This is a genomic window from Gardnerella swidsinskii, assembly GCF_023277705.1.
GTDB classification, from domain to species: domain Bacteria; phylum Actinomycetota; class Actinomycetes; order Actinomycetales; family Bifidobacteriaceae; genus Bifidobacterium; species Bifidobacterium swidsinskii.
The window spans coordinates 799,346-813,029 of the sequence record NZ_CP083176.1 but is presented as its reverse complement, the minus strand read 5'-3'; the positions used below and the strand labels follow the sequence as shown (position 1 = coordinate 813,029).

The following is a 13,684-nucleotide window of genomic DNA, read 5'->3' as shown; positions in this document are numbered from 1 at the left end:
AGTAATTTTTAGCGTGTTCCCCTTGTGTTCATTCTAGCAAAATGTTATAGTTGCGGTAACGTTACCGCATGAGGTAAGTTGAAGAAACCGACAATTGTGGGAACGTTATCTCAATTGCGGATTCTATTCAGCGCTGATGAAGCTGCTCATTGAGAATAAGATTGCACAGAGGCTCTTATGCATGGTTGCATAGTGCTGTTTTTCTCCAACGAGAGGAGTATATGGAAAAACGTAGTATAAAACATGGAGTACAAGCTAAAATCAAAACATATCGATAACAGTGCAAAATTGTTAACACTGGTTGAGCATAAGAGATGAGCTGGAGGTGTCATGTCGTACATTACGATTCGCGATGTTGCGCAACGTGCTGGTATATCAGTATCAACTGTTTCTCGCGCATTGAATAATACGGGTCGTATATCGGCAAACACTAAGGCGAAAGTTGAGCGTGCAGTTGCGGAACTAGGTTATATACCAGATTCTCGCGCTCAGGCGATGCGGTCATCTCGTACTAAGACAGTGGGGCTACTTGTGCCAGATATACGCAATGCGTATTTTGCTGAGCTTGCGTATACTGTGCAAGACTCGTTGTTTGATGCCGGCTATTGTGCGTTTATTGGAACATCTTCTGAGAGTGCAGCTCGTCAAGATTCATTCATTACAAGTATTCTTTCTCAACGCATTGATGGTGCGATTATTGTGCCTCAAGGTGAGGAAACTGATGCTATGAGAATGTTGATGGAGCAGCATCTTCCACTTATGTTTATGGATCGACATGTGGAGTCTCGGACTGGCGATTTGACGCATGTGCCAGTTGTGGATTCGGATCCAGAGCAAGGTATTCGTGAAGCATTATTGGATGTTAAACAACATGGTTTTTGCTCAGTTGGCTACGTGTCGGGTCCAATTATCGCTTCACCGTCACTGCAAGAACGTGAACAAGTATTTCGTACAGTGGCTTCGGAGATATTTGGCGAAGAACATGTATTTGTAGAATCTACGGGATTTGAACAATCCTCATGCGCTAGCGTGTTGCATCGCATGATTAGCGTTGGTGTAAAAGCACTTATTGTCGGTTATTCGCCAGATGCGCTGCGAGTGATGGATGTAATGGCTCGTGAAGGATTAGTGATAGGCAGTGACATTTCACTTATCTCGTTTGATGATGTTGAAATATTCCGCTTAGCAACGCCGCGTATTTCTACTATTTCGCAACAAGTTCAGCGCATTGGTCGTACTAGTGCTGCACTTTTTTTGGATATGTTAGAACATAATGTTGATGTTCAATCGCAGCGAGTAGAAACTATGTATATTCCGCGTGAATCGTTAGGAAATGCGTAGCTGTAAGGCTGTTATTCTATAGCTTGACACTATTGTTATTGATTTTTGTACCGTGACTTTGTAAGCGTGTGCAGCAATCACCTGAGCGTACCGTTGTTGTTACGTTTTTGCATGCACATTGCGGCATAATTCTCATCCAAAGTACAAGCGTAATGTAGCGTAATTTATTGCATTTTCGTGGCAGCAGTGGTGCTGTAGCGAAGAAAGAGGTAAGACATGACGGAACTATCGCTAGTAGGAGTATCGAAAATATTCGGTAATTCTACGGTAGTTGACAATGTGTCTGTAACAGTAAAACCAGGTGAAGTGCATGTTCTCCTTGGTGAAAATGGTGCGGGCAAGTCAACAGTTATTAAGATGATGAGCGGCATTTATCAGCCAGATAAAGGTCATATTGAGATCAATGGTGAAACAGCGCGAATTCCTAATGTGGATACTGCTCGCAAATTGGGCATTGCTGTGATTCACCAAGAGTTAAATTTGGTGCCAGAACTTTCTATTATGGAAAATTTGTTCCTTGGTATGCTTCCTACGAAAGCTGGTTTTGTTAGTCGCGCGACGATGCGTGCTCGTGCGGAATCTGCATTGCAAGTTATCGGTTTAGATGAAGATGTCAATAAGCCAATGGGACAACTTGGTGTAGCTCGTCAACAGATGGTAGAAATAGCCAAAGCACTTATGCAGCATGCATCTATCCTTATTCTTGATGAACCAACAGCTGCTCTAACAAAACCAGAATGTGAACAGTTATTTAACATTATGGAAGATTTAAAATCCAAAAATGTTGGAATGGTGTTTATTTCTCATCATTTAGATGAAATTGCGCGTATTGGTGATGTTGTAACCGTACTTCGCGATGGCAAATACGTCGATACTGTTGATGCGCAAGTTCCTGAGAAGGAACTTGTAAAACTCATGGTAGGTCGTGATATTACAAATCAATTCCCTCATGGCAAACGTAGTCAAGGCAAAGAGCTGCTAAAAGTAGAAGGCTTAACGCGAAAAGGTACGTTAGAAAATGTATCCTTCAGCGTTCATGCTGGCGAAGTTGTGGGTCTTGCAGGTTTGGTAGGTGCTGGTCGTACCGAAGTTCTTCGTGCAATATTTGGTGCAGATAGTTATGATTCAGGTTCAATAACTGTTGATGGTAAATCTATTGCAAAAGCGAATATTGCAGGAAGCATCGCAGCTGGTCTTGGTTTAGTCCCAGAAGATCGTCGAGTACAAGGGTTGATTCTTGAAGCATCTGTTGCAGAAAATTTGGGAATTTCTACATTAGTTCCTACAGCACATGCAGGATTTGCGGATTTGAAAGGGCAGCGTACTCGCGAGGAAGAAACTGCAAAAAAATTGCGTATTCGTATGGCAAACATTGATCAACTCGCTGGTTCGCTATCTGGCGGTAATCAACAAAAAATCGTGTTCGGCAAATGGTCTATGGCGAACGTGAAAGTGCTATTGCTGGATGAGCCTACTCGTGGTGTTGATGTTGGTGCTCGTGTAGAAATTTACGAGTTGATTAACAGTATCGTAGAAAATGGAGGTGCTGTGCTGATGGCATCCTCAGATTTGCCTGAAGTGCTTGGCATGTCAGATCGCGTATTGGTGATGTCGAACGGCAGAATCAGCGGTGAATTAGCTGCAAGCGAGGCTACGCAGGAAAGTGTGATGGAACTTGCAGTGACTCACCTTAATACATCTGGTATTTGAGCATACAGGAATGAGTAAAACCTTACTGCTTTCAATATGAAACTGATACATGAGCCATATTGAAATCTTAAAAATTAAAGTTACCAATCAAACGTAAAACTTGCATACAACAATTTATTGCACACAGCAGTGCAGTGAGTTATAGCAAAATTTGTTAAAGGAGTATAAATTATGGCTGCTACGAGTAGTGCAAAATCTGAGCATTTGGGATACGGTGCAGTTGATAAAGGATTTTTGCCTGCAGCGAAAAAGTTTGCATCACGCAATGGCGCTCTTATCGGCTTGATTATCTTGTGTGCTGCGCTTTCGTGCGCCACGCCAGCATTTTTGACAAGTGTGAATATTCTCAATGTGGGTATTCAAGCTGCGACAGTTGCTATTTTGGCATTCGGTCAAACCTTTGTTATCGTGTCCGCTGGTATTGATTTGTCAGTAGGTGCGGTGGCTGCAATTTCTAGTATGTTGGTTGCGTATACAGGCGTTTCTATGGGTTTGCCACCAGTGTTAACTGTTGTTGTAGGCATAGTAACCGGTGCGCTTTTTGGTCTTATTTCAGGTGTTGCAAACGCTTTTCTTAAGTTACCGTCGTTTATTGCTACATTGGCAATGATGTCTGTTGCGCGTGGACTTACCCTTGTTGTTTCAGACGGTCGTCCTATTTCCACTTCTGGCATGGTGAATTTCTTTGGTGCCAAGATATTAGGTATTCCAATGCCAATTGTGATGATGATTATCATGGGTGTTATTGCTGCAGTAATACTGAACTTCACCACTACTGGTCGTTCTATGTATGCTGTTGGTGGAAATATGGAGGCTTCTCGCCTTTCTGGTATCAATATTCATAAAACGCAAATTATGGTGTTTGTTTTTTCCGGTATTTTCGCTGCCATCGCTGGTTTAGTTATTGCCGGTCGTTTACATTCCGCTCAGCCTCAGGCTGCCGCTGGCTATGAAATGGATGCTATTGCTTCTGTTGTTATCGGTGGTGCTTCGCTTTCGGGCGGTAAAGGTAAGATTTCTGGCACTTTCGTAGGAGCAATTTTGCTGGCTGTAATTCGTAATGGCTTGAATATTTTGAATGTTTCCTCCTTCTGGCAGCAAGTAGTTATTGGTTTGGTTATTGCCTTTGCTGTGAGCCTTGACACTTTGCGCCGCAAGGAAGATACGCACTGACAGCAAATTAATACTTTTTATAAACTTGATCTTCTCGTAGGAAGGAGGTGAATCTTGCAAATGTTGATTCGTAAGTGGCGAGTAATCAATATTTTCAGCAAGAATTGAGACGATTTGGAATATTATAACTGAACTTTATAACTCAAAACTACGTAACAATAAGGTAAAGAGATGGTGAAACATCAGCCTTATGTCACTGCAACATTGTGGATTTATCGAACTAAAACTTGCGGTAGCACAGGGCAATAATCAAAGGAGATATGATGAATTATCCAATTATGCGTCGAGGCGTAAAGATTGCTTGCGCGGTTGTAGCAGCATCTGCACTTATTGTCAGCATGAGTGCATGTGGTAGTACTAATAGTGGCGATAAAGTCGCATTGCTAGTTTCTACTTTGAACAATCCGTTCTTTGTGGATTTGCGTGATGGTGCTCAAGCTGAAGCAAAGAAACTTGGTGTTGATTTGCAAGTTTCCGACGCTCAGAATGATTCTGCAAAGCAGCAGGATCAAGCGCAGAATGCTCAATCACAAGGTGCAAAAGCTGTTATTATTAACCCTGTAGATTCTGATGCTGCTGGTCCTGCAGTTGCCCCGTTGCTAAGCGCGAACTTGCCTGTGATTTCTGTTGACCGTTCTGTAACTGGTGAAAAAGTTACTTCGCATATTGCTTCCGATAACGTTGCTGGTGGTGCTCAGGCTGCTGACACGCTAGCTAATAGTATGGGCGAAAAGGGTGAAGTTTTGATTTTGCAAGGTATTCCTGGAGCGGCTTCTACTCGTGACCGTGGCAAAGGATTCAAAGATCGTATTAAGAAATATTCAAATATTAAAGTTGTAGCAGAACAAACTGCTAACTTTGACCGTGCTGAAGCATTAAATGTGGCTACTAATTTGTTGCAATCGCACCCGAATGCAACCGGCATTTACGCCGAAAATGACGAGATGGCATTAGGTGCCATTCAAGCATTAGGAGCTAAAGCTGGTAAAGAAATTAAAGTAGTCGGTTTCGATGGCACTGTTGACGGTATGAAAGCTATTAAGGCCGGCGCAATGGCTGGAACAATTGCTCAGCAGCCAAAGGAACTTGGTCGTTCCGCCGTTGCTGCTGCTGTAAAAGCTATTAAAGGGCAAAGTGTTCCAAAGACTGAACCAATTACTGTGAAAACAGTGACAATAAAGAATGTGGGTGATTTTGAGTAATACATATTTGCATAAAACTATGTAATTCTGTATATAAACATTAAAGTTTATGTTGAGTAGTTTTATGGATTAATATAGCTAATGCAAAATTTATATGGTGTTGAGAGCATTCATGATGCTTTCGTGAAAATAATCGCAACAGTAAAATTTATTAATACCGTATGCTTTAGTGTTCTCAACGCCATTGTTTTCTTAATAAGATTTTTTATCATATATGTTCGTGGTGGCGCACTTGTTATGAAGGTGATGATCATTGTTGATGTCACTTTCATGAGCCACGATATGGGGTGAATTATGTTAACTCATGGTATTTTGAACGCACAATTAGCAGCTGCTATTGCAAAATTGAGGCATAAGGATCAATTTGTTGTTTCTGACTGTGGCCTGCCTGTCCCAGCGGGCGTAGAAGTTATTGATTTAGCTTTGGTTTTTGGAATACCGCGATTTCCTGATGTGCTTGCATCAATAAAGGATGATCTTGTTCTTGAGTCTGGTATTATGGCGGAAGAAGCTTGTGATGATGTTCCAGAAACATGGATCAAGGATTTGCTTGGTGTGCCATTGACTTATGTGCCGCATGATGGCGAACGAGGGTTTAAGGCTCTTGTTTCGCAAGCTAAATTCGTGATTCGAACGGGTGAGACTACTCCGTATTCTAACGTGTTGCTGCGTTGTGGCGTTCCATTCTAAGCTTTGTTTTGCGCAATATTTAGGGAGAATTATGTGTAGTTATCATATGCTTGACTCGTTAGAGAGTTTAGAAAAGATTAAAGTCATTCAGCCTGTTAACGTGGCTTTGCAACATGAGACATTGCCTGCGTTACGAAATATGAAGATGCCTACTGTAGCGATAGTTGGTTCTATGAATGCGGATTATACTATTGTTGCTAATCGTCTTCCTATGCCTGGTGAGACCATTAAAGGTAACGAAATACGAATACTGCCTGGAGGCAAGTCAGGTAATCAGGCAGTATCTGCTGCAAAGCTTGGTGCGCACGTATGTATGTTCGGTGCTGTAGGTGATGATGCTAATGCTGATTTTCTTACTGGTGCTTTGCGAGAATCTGGTGTTGATACGACGTATGTACGTCATGTACCCAATTGCAACAGTGGCGCAACAGTGATTACAGTGGATGCGCAAAGTGGCGAAAATACTATTGTTTATGCGCCTGGGTCTAACTCGCAAGTTGATATTGATTATATTCAGTCGCCATCTGTGCAAGCTGCTATTACTAATGCAAAAGTATTAGGGCTTTGCTTGGAAAGTCCATTAGAATCGGTTACGATGTGCGCTCGCTTAGCGCATGAACATGGCGTAAAAGTTTTGCTTAATAATTCGCCTTTTTTGGATACATTACCGCAAGATCTTATACGATCTGCAGATATCTTACTGGTCAATGAGCATGAAATGGCACAGCTATTGCATATTTCAGAACCAGATAGCGGTGATTGGGATTCATTTGATTGGAAGCATACGCTTCATGCAATGCATGAGTTTGGCTTTAATGAGGCAATAGTAACACTTGGCTCACGTGGGTCTATGGTTTTGGATTATGCTGATAATTCGGTGCATCGAATTATGGCTCAGCATGTCAATGCCGTTGATACTACGGGTTGTGGCGATGCTTTTATGGGTACTGTGCTTGCGTGTTTGTCTGTGGATATGCGGTTGGTTGATGCAGCGTCACTCGCTTCTTATGTAGCTGCATATGCTGCTACTGGATTTGGCGCACAAGCTTCTTACGGTACAGTTGCTCAAATTCGTCAATTTTTTCACTTGTAAGTAGGTGATGCATGCATAAATTGTAAGTATATTCAGTTGACGTTCGCGCCTTGCCGATGTACAGAATTTTGACATTCTTCTAAAACTGTGTAATATGCTATAAAAACCAAAAAGCAGTTGGCTGATTTTAGTCACTACAATCAGCCTTACTGCTTTTTACTATATTTACAGTCGCTTCGACGAATTTTCATGTATGCACGAATTTCGCCTAAGCACATTTTTACCTAAAAGGAGGTGTCACTATGAGTGGCATGAAATATGCAATGATCGGTTCGGGAGCTATGGGATATCGCTATGGCGTTTTGTTGCAGGAAACGGCTGGCATTCATGTTGATTTCATTGATGCCTGGGATGAGAATGTGAATAAAGTTCGCGAGCAAGGCGGCGTAATGGTGAGCCGTGACCATGAAAACCGTCATTTGGTACCGATTAATATGTATACGCCTGAAGATTATGACGGCGATCCAGACGTGTGGATTGTGTTTATGAAGCAAATGCAGCTTGCGGAAATGTTGGAGCGTTGTAAGCATTTGTTTAAAGAGCATCAGGTTGTGTTTGCTGCTATGAATGGCTGGGGTCATTTTGAAAAGTTGCAGCAGTACTTCCCGGATGATCATATTTACGGCGGAACTGCCATGATTGCAACCGTTTTGAACGGTCCAGGCGACGTTGATTTTATTGGTAAAGTTGGCGTTGGAACTATGAATATGTGCGCGTTGAACGAGCAGGTGAGTGACGTTGAGCTTGCTATGCGAGACGACTTTAAAGCTGCCGGATTGAATCCTACTATTACGGAAGATTTCAAGGGTACGTGCATGGCGAAGGTAGTTTTCAATTCCGTAGTTAACACTTTGTGCACAATGTATCAGATTCAAATGGGTCAGTTTATTTCGTACCCTGGGGCTATGGATATGGCTCAACAGCTTATTAACGAAGCGTACGACGTGTGCGAGCGTGCCGGAATTCGTATGGTTAATACGCGTCAGCAGGAGCTAGAGGCTATCGATTACGTAAGTCGCGTTGCAAATCCTCTGCACTATCCTTCTATGTACCAAGATATGAGTCGCGGACGAAAGACTGAAGTCGATTACATTAATGGTTACATAGCAAAGCTCGGTCGCGAAAATGATTACGTTTGCCGCACTCACGAATTCTTAACGCATGGAGTTCATTTGGCAGAACTCGCGTTCAAACTTCATAATCAGCAATAATTTAGAGAGTATCCCTATAGCTCTTGCAATGAATGAGAAGGAGGCGCGGCTCGCGGTTTTTACTGCGGGCCGCTTTTTATTATCCGCGCGTAACATCTAGTATGATGATAAAGTTTAGAGTCTAAAATCATAAATATTATTAAGTAAATAGAATTATTTGTAATAAATAAAACTGCAATAAAAATACTTATCAATGTAAATTAATGGGGATTAAATGACTACTTTTGACAGAGCAAACTTGCCAGAATCCGTGCGTACGAACGGCGCTACTCCAAACCCTTGGTGGGCGAATGCAGTTGTGTATCAGATTTATCCACGAAGCTTCCAGGATACGAACGGTGACGGCATTGGTGATTTGAAGGGAATTACTTCGCGCCTTGATTATTTGGCTGATTTAGGCGTTGACGTGCTCTGGCTCAGCCCTGTTTACAAGTCCCCACAAGACGATAACGGCTACGATATTTCCGATTATCAAGATATTGATCCGCTTTTCGGAACTTTGGAAGATATGGACGAGCTGCTGGCTGGAGCTCACGAGCGCGGTCTTAAAGTCGTGATGGATTTAGTAGTAAATCACACTTCTGACGAGCACGCTTGGTTCCAGGCTTCAAGAGATGCTTTTAGTGATTACGCTGATTGGTATTGGTGGAGGCCTGCGCGTGAAGGTTGTGTGCCTGGTGAGCCGGGTGCGGAGCCGAATAAGTGGGGTTCGTATTTCGGCGGTTCCGCGTGGACTTACGATCCGAAGCGCGGAGAATACTTCCTTCACCAGTATTCGCCAAAGCAGCCAGATTTGAATTGGGAAAATCCCGCGGTTCGCGCTGCCGTGTACAAGATGATGAATTGGTGGATGGATCGCGGAATTGATGGCTTCCGCATGGATGTGATTACGCAAATTTCCAAGCATGTTGATTCTGAAGGTCGTTTGCCGGGTGAAGATGGCTGCCAAATTGAAGATTTGCCAGCTGGTGCTGACGGCTATTCTTCGCCATTCCCGTTCTGCTCGGACGGTCCTCGTTTAGACGAATTCTTGCGTGAGATGCGTGCAGAAGTTTTCGACGGTCGCGAAGGTTATCTTACTGTCGGCGAGGCTCCGGGAATTTCTCCGCACCGTAATACTTATATTACTGACCCTGCCCACAGCGAACTTGACATGTTATTCCTGTTCAATCATGTGGATATCGATTGCGAAAACGGTACTAAGTGGAATCCTGTGCCGCTAAAGCTTACGGCATTAAAGAGCGTGATGGCAGAGCAGCAACAAGCGGTAGCGGATGCTGGTTGGGCGAGCCTGTTCTTTAATAATCACGATCAGCCGCGTGCGCTTTCTCGCTGGGGTAGTGAGGCTAGCGAGGAGATGCGCGTGCGCTCTGCTAAGGCGATTGCCATGCTTCTTCACATGCACCGCGGCACGCCTTACGTGTACCAAGGCGAGGAAATTGGTATGACTAACGCGCACTTTACGCGTCTCGAGCAGTATCGCGATTTGGAAGCGTTGAATATGTTTAAGCAGCGCGTAGAAGAAGCGCATATTCAGTCTGCTGAGTCGATGATGGATGCGCTCGCAAAGCGCGGCCGCGACAATTCTCGAACTCCAATGCAGTGGAATGCTTCTAAATACGCGGGATTCATGCCTTTTAATGTTCAGTCGGTAAATAACGCAGAGCCGTGGATTAGTGTGAATCCTAATTATGTGGATATTAACGCAGCGGAGCAGATGGAAGATTCAGATTCCGTTTACGCTTTCTATAAGTATTTGATTGCGCTTCGTCATTCGGAACCGATTGTTTCTGCTGGTTCTTGGGATTTGGTTGATGCAGATGACGAGTGCGTGTATGCTTTCGTGCGCGAGCTTAAATCTGGTTGCGAAAAGCAGGAAGATTCTGCAGAGACTGCTGCGGAATCTGCTGCAAATTCCGCGGAATCTACAGAACGCATGCTCGTAATGGTTAATATGACTGACTCAACTGTGCCTATCCCTACGCAGAGCGCGCAATTATTGCAAAATTGCGCCTCTAACGCTTTTGTAGGGCGTGACGTAATGGTTACGACCTACGACGTGAATCACGCGCTTACATCGCTTAAAAACGGTACGCTTGCGCCTTGGGAAGGTATAGCTGTTACTTTGCAATAGTTTTAATAGCGTTAATTTGCAATAATCACTTTGCAATAGTTTCGTCTACTAACTTTGGCAGAGCTTTCGCAATATCTTCGCGAATAATACGCTCTGCCAAATAGTCGTATTGCGTAGAGCCCAGGTTCATTATCGTAATCGGCACTCCAGCGCGCGCAGCTAACGGCACGAGGCTGGCAGCTGGGAATACTTCCAGCGTGGAACCAATAACCCACAGCTCGTCCGCTTTAACTATTGCTTGCGCACTGCGTTCCATAGCACCTTCTGGAAGCGCTTCTCCAAAATAAACAACGTCTGTTTTTATGAGACCATTACAAGGCATATTGCTGCGGTACGGCAGAGTGCGCCTGCAATGCGGATCCGGGTGCTCATCTAAATCTGCCATAATATCGGCAGTTTTATAGCTCGCGTGGCAACTCATGCAGTGTGAGGTTCCAATGCTTCCGTGCAAGTTCACTATAATGTCTGGGTTATTGCCAGCTTTTTCGTGAAGTGCGTCAAAGTTTTGTGTGGCTATAAGGTCGAGCATTCCTGCCTTCTCGAGTTTTACAAGTGCTTTGTGTGCTGTTCCTGGCTGTGCGTTCCAAACGGGAGACTCTTTTTGCCAGCGCCAAGAGTAGACGCGTTCCTCTTTACTGCTTAAAAATGCGTCTATGTCATAAACGCTCATTTGCTCTGGGTGTTTAGTCCAAACTCCATCTGGACCGCGAAAGTCAGGAATGCCTGCGCTTGTGGAGATTCCTGCGCCTGTGAGCACAACAATGTGGTGTGCTTTATTGCTCGATTGCTTGTTGCTCATTCTTCTGCTCCTTCTTTTATTAATGTCTGTTAATACCCTATTCTTATTTTCTTATTTTTCTTTTTTCTTTATGCGCTTTACGCTTTTTGTGTTTTTATGTGCTTTGTATGCTTTATAAAAGTTTATTTAATAAGTATCTATTTATATAGGTATTTTTTATTCCGTATGTATTCCATATATCGCGCTCATATATTTTTGTGTATATCTAATCGTATATCTCATCTTTTTCTGCTTTTATTGTGTATTTTTCGCGTTGATTCTGTATTAATTGCGTATTTGTTGTTGTTCTGCTTAAAGCGAGTGCGTGCGACACTCCCGGCTTTGAGGTTTTTGGAGGTATTTTTGATTATTTTTTGTTGGTTTTGATTATTGTTCCTGGTCTTGTGTTGGTTTTTTGGTGCTTTTTCGCGATTTTCGACACGCCGGTGTTTTGGCTTGTTTTTCAATGGTTTTGGGGTGTTTGTTTTTTTGGTGGGTTTGCGTTTTTAGCGTGGGTTGGTGTAAGTTTATCTCTTGCTGCTCAGCGCGGCTGGTTCTCCTCGGTTGAGGTTGATGGGCCGGCTGGTGTGGTGGTGGTTTGAGAACTCAAGAGCGTGTCTGTACTACTTATTAGTTAATTATTGCCAGTTCATTGCCTGCCTTGCAGATTGCAGGGTGCCTGAGAGATGGTTAAATGGTGGTGAGGTTTTTTGTTGGGATGTTCTTTCCTTAAAGAATGTCTCGTCTTTTTCTTTTTAATATTGGAGCCTTTTGTTGGCTCTTCATTGAAGTTTTTCGTGGAGGGTTCGATTCTGGCTCAGGATGAACGCTGGCGGCGTGCTTAACACATGCAAGTCGAACGGGATCTGACCAGCTTGCTGGTTGGTGAGAGTGGCGAACGGGTGAGTAATGCGTGACCAACCTGCCCCATGCTCCAGAATAGCTCTTGGAAACGGGTGGTAATGCTGGATGCTCCAACTTGACGCATGTCTTGTTGGGAAAGTGTTTAGTGGCATGGGATGGGGTCGCGTCCTATCAGCTTGTAGGCGGGGTAATGGCCCACCTAGGCTTCGACGGGTAGCCGGCCTGAGAGGGCGGACGGCCACATTGGGACTGAGATACGGCCCAGACTCCTACGGGAGGCAGCAGTGGGGAATATTGCGCAATGGGGGAAACCCTGACGCAGCGACGCCGCGTGCGGGATGAAGGCCTTCGGGTTGTAAACCGCTTTTGATTGGGAGCAAGCTTTCGGGTGAGTGTACCTTTCGAATAAGCGCCGGCTAACTACGTGCCAGCAGCCGCGGTAATACGTAGGGCGCAAGCGTTATCCGGAATTATTGGGCGTAAAGAGCTTGTAGGCGGTTCGTCGCGTCTGGTGTGAAAGCCCATCGCTTAACGGTGGGTCTGCGCCGGGTACGGGCGGGCTAGAGTGCAGTAGGGGAGACTGGAATTCCCGGTGTAACGGTGGAATGTGTAGATATCGGGAAGAACACCAATGGCGAAGGCAGGTCTCTGGGCTGTTACTGACGCTGAGAAGCGAAAGCGTGGGGAGCGAACAGGATTAGATACCCTGGTAGTCCACGCCGTAAACGGTGGACGCTGGATGTGGGGCCCATTCCACGGGTTCCGTGTCGGAGCTAACGCGTTAAGCGTCCCGCCTGGGGAGTACGGCCGCAAGGCTAAAACTCAAAGAAATTGACGGGGGCCCGCACAAGCGGCGGAGCATGCGGATTAATTCGATGCAACGCGAAGAACCTTACCTGGGCTTGACATGTGCCTGTCGACTGCAGAGATGTGGTTTCCCTTCGGGGCAGGTTCACAGGTGGTGCATGGTCGTCGTCAGCTCGTGTCGTGAGATGTTGGGTTAAGTCCCGCAACGAGCGCAACCCTCGCCCTGTGTTGCCAGCGGGTTATGCCGGGAACTCACGGGGGACCGCCGGGGTTAACTCGGAGGAAGGTGGGGATGACGTCAGATCATCATGCCCCTTACGTCCAGGGCTTCACGCATGCTACAATGGCCGGTACAACGGGATGCGACATGGTGACATGGAGCGGATCCCTTAAAACCGGTCTCAGTTCGGATCGTAGTCTGCAACTCGACTACGTGAAGGCGGAGTCGCTAGTAATCGCGAATCAGCAACGTCGCGGTGAATGCGTTCCCGGGCCTTGTACACACCGCCCGTCAAGTCATGAAAGTGGGCAGCACCCGAAGCCGGTGGCCTAACCCTTTTGGGATGGAGCCGTCTAAGGTGAGGCTCGTGATTGGGACTAAGTCGTAACAAGGTAGCCGTACCGGAAGGTGCGGCTGGATCACCTCCTTTCTACGGAGTTTTTGTGCACGCTCGGTTTGAG

The 13,684-nt window shown here is 45.0% G+C and carries 10 protein-coding genes and 1 rRNA gene; 10 read left to right on the top strand and 1 reads right to left on the bottom strand.

The features are described 5' to 3' along the window. Positions 1 to 330: 330 nt before the first annotated feature. The 8 genes from K9E37_RS03105 to K9E37_RS03070 all read left to right on the top strand — a co-directional run bounded on the left by K9E37_RS03105 (position 331) and on the right by K9E37_RS03070 (position 10,554). Entirely contained in the window at positions 331 to 1,341 is a 1,011-nt protein-coding gene (locus K9E37_RS03105) for a LacI family DNA-binding transcriptional regulator (protein ID WP_004109425.1), read from the top strand. Positions 1,342 to 1,557: 216 nt separating this feature from the next. Further along, the gene (locus K9E37_RS03100) at positions 1,558 to 3,051 is read left to right on the top strand and encodes a sugar ABC transporter ATP-binding protein (protein ID WP_033888531.1); all 1,494 of its coding nucleotides are present in this window, start codon (positions 1,558 to 1,560) and stop codon (positions 3,049 to 3,051) included. 171 nt (positions 3,052 to 3,222) lie between these two features. Beyond that, positions 3,223 to 4,224, top strand: coding sequence for an ABC transporter permease (locus tag K9E37_RS03095; RefSeq protein WP_004109423.1), 1,002 nt, complete (start codon positions 3,223 to 3,225; stop codon positions 4,222 to 4,224). 263 nt (positions 4,225 to 4,487) lie between these two features. After that, a complete protein-coding gene (locus K9E37_RS03090; protein WP_410310432.1) occupies positions 4,488 to 5,426 on the top strand; it encodes a D-ribose ABC transporter substrate-binding protein in 939 nt (312 codons plus the stop codon). Positions 5,427 to 5,720: 294 nt separating this feature from the next. Next, complete coding sequence (gene rbsD / locus K9E37_RS03085) at positions 5,721 to 6,116, top strand: D-ribose pyranase (RefSeq protein ID WP_004109421.1); 396 nt, start codon at positions 5,721 to 5,723, stop codon at positions 6,114 to 6,116. Positions 6,117 to 6,162: 46 nt separating this feature from the next. Continuing rightward, a complete protein-coding gene (locus K9E37_RS03080) occupies positions 6,163 to 7,209 on the top strand; it encodes a ribokinase (RefSeq protein WP_004109420.1) in 1,047 nt (348 codons plus the stop codon). Between the two features lie 242 nt (positions 7,210 to 7,451). After that, a complete protein-coding gene (locus K9E37_RS03075) occupies positions 7,452 to 8,420 on the top strand; it encodes a ketopantoate reductase family protein (protein ID WP_004109418.1) in 969 nt (322 codons plus the stop codon). A gap of 214 nt (positions 8,421 to 8,634) precedes the next feature. Continuing rightward, entirely contained in the window at positions 8,635 to 10,554 is a 1,920-nt protein-coding gene (locus K9E37_RS03070; RefSeq protein ID WP_012914554.1) for an alpha-glucosidase, read from the top strand. A 25-nt stretch (positions 10,555 to 10,579) separates the two neighbouring features. Here K9E37_RS03070 and K9E37_RS03065 read toward each other — a convergent pair whose 3' ends face one another. Beyond that, on the bottom strand, positions 10,580 to 11,353 hold the full coding sequence (locus tag K9E37_RS03065; RefSeq protein WP_012914553.1) for an SIR2 family NAD-dependent protein deacylase: 774 nt from the start codon (positions 11,351 to 11,353) through the stop codon (positions 10,580 to 10,582). 353 nt (positions 11,354 to 11,706) lie between these two features. Here K9E37_RS03065 and K9E37_RS03060 point away from each other — a divergent pair, with 353 nt between their 5' ends. Then, the gene (locus K9E37_RS03060; RefSeq protein WP_248893573.1) at positions 11,707 to 11,934 is read left to right on the top strand and encodes a hypothetical protein; all 228 of its coding nucleotides are present in this window, start codon (positions 11,707 to 11,709) and stop codon (positions 11,932 to 11,934) included. Between the two features lie 192 nt (positions 11,935 to 12,126). Continuing rightward, positions 12,127 to 13,653: ribosomal RNA gene (locus tag K9E37_RS03055) — 16S ribosomal RNA — on the top strand. Positions 13,654 to 13,684 lie beyond the last annotated feature (31 nt).

Bases quoted from the DNA above. Each gene is read 5' to 3' on its own strand.
- K9E37_RS03105 (WP_004109425.1), top strand. From the start codon at position 331: ATGTCGTACATTACGATTCGCGATGTTGCGCAACGTGCTGGTATATCA.
- K9E37_RS03100 (WP_033888531.1), top strand. From the start codon at position 1,558: ATGACGGAACTATCGCTAGTAGGAGTATCGAAAATATTCGGTAATTCT.
- K9E37_RS03095 (WP_004109423.1), top strand. From the start codon at position 3,223: ATGGCTGCTACGAGTAGTGCAAAATCTGAGCATTTGGGATACGGTGCA.
- K9E37_RS03090 (WP_410310432.1), top strand. From the start codon at position 4,488: ATGAATTATCCAATTATGCGTCGAGGCGTAAAGATTGCTTGCGCGGTT.
- rbsD (WP_004109421.1), top strand. From the start codon at position 5,721: ATGTTAACTCATGGTATTTTGAACGCACAATTAGCAGCTGCTATTGCA.
- K9E37_RS03080 (WP_004109420.1), top strand. From the start codon at position 6,163: ATGCTTGACTCGTTAGAGAGTTTAGAAAAGATTAAAGTCATTCAGCCT.
- K9E37_RS03075 (WP_004109418.1), top strand. From the start codon at position 7,452: ATGAGTGGCATGAAATATGCAATGATCGGTTCGGGAGCTATGGGATAT.
- K9E37_RS03070 (WP_012914554.1), top strand. From the start codon at position 8,635: ATGACTACTTTTGACAGAGCAAACTTGCCAGAATCCGTGCGTACGAAC.
- K9E37_RS03065 (WP_012914553.1), bottom strand. From the start codon at position 11,353: ATGAGCAACAAGCAATCGAGCAATAAAGCACACCACATTGTTGTGCTC.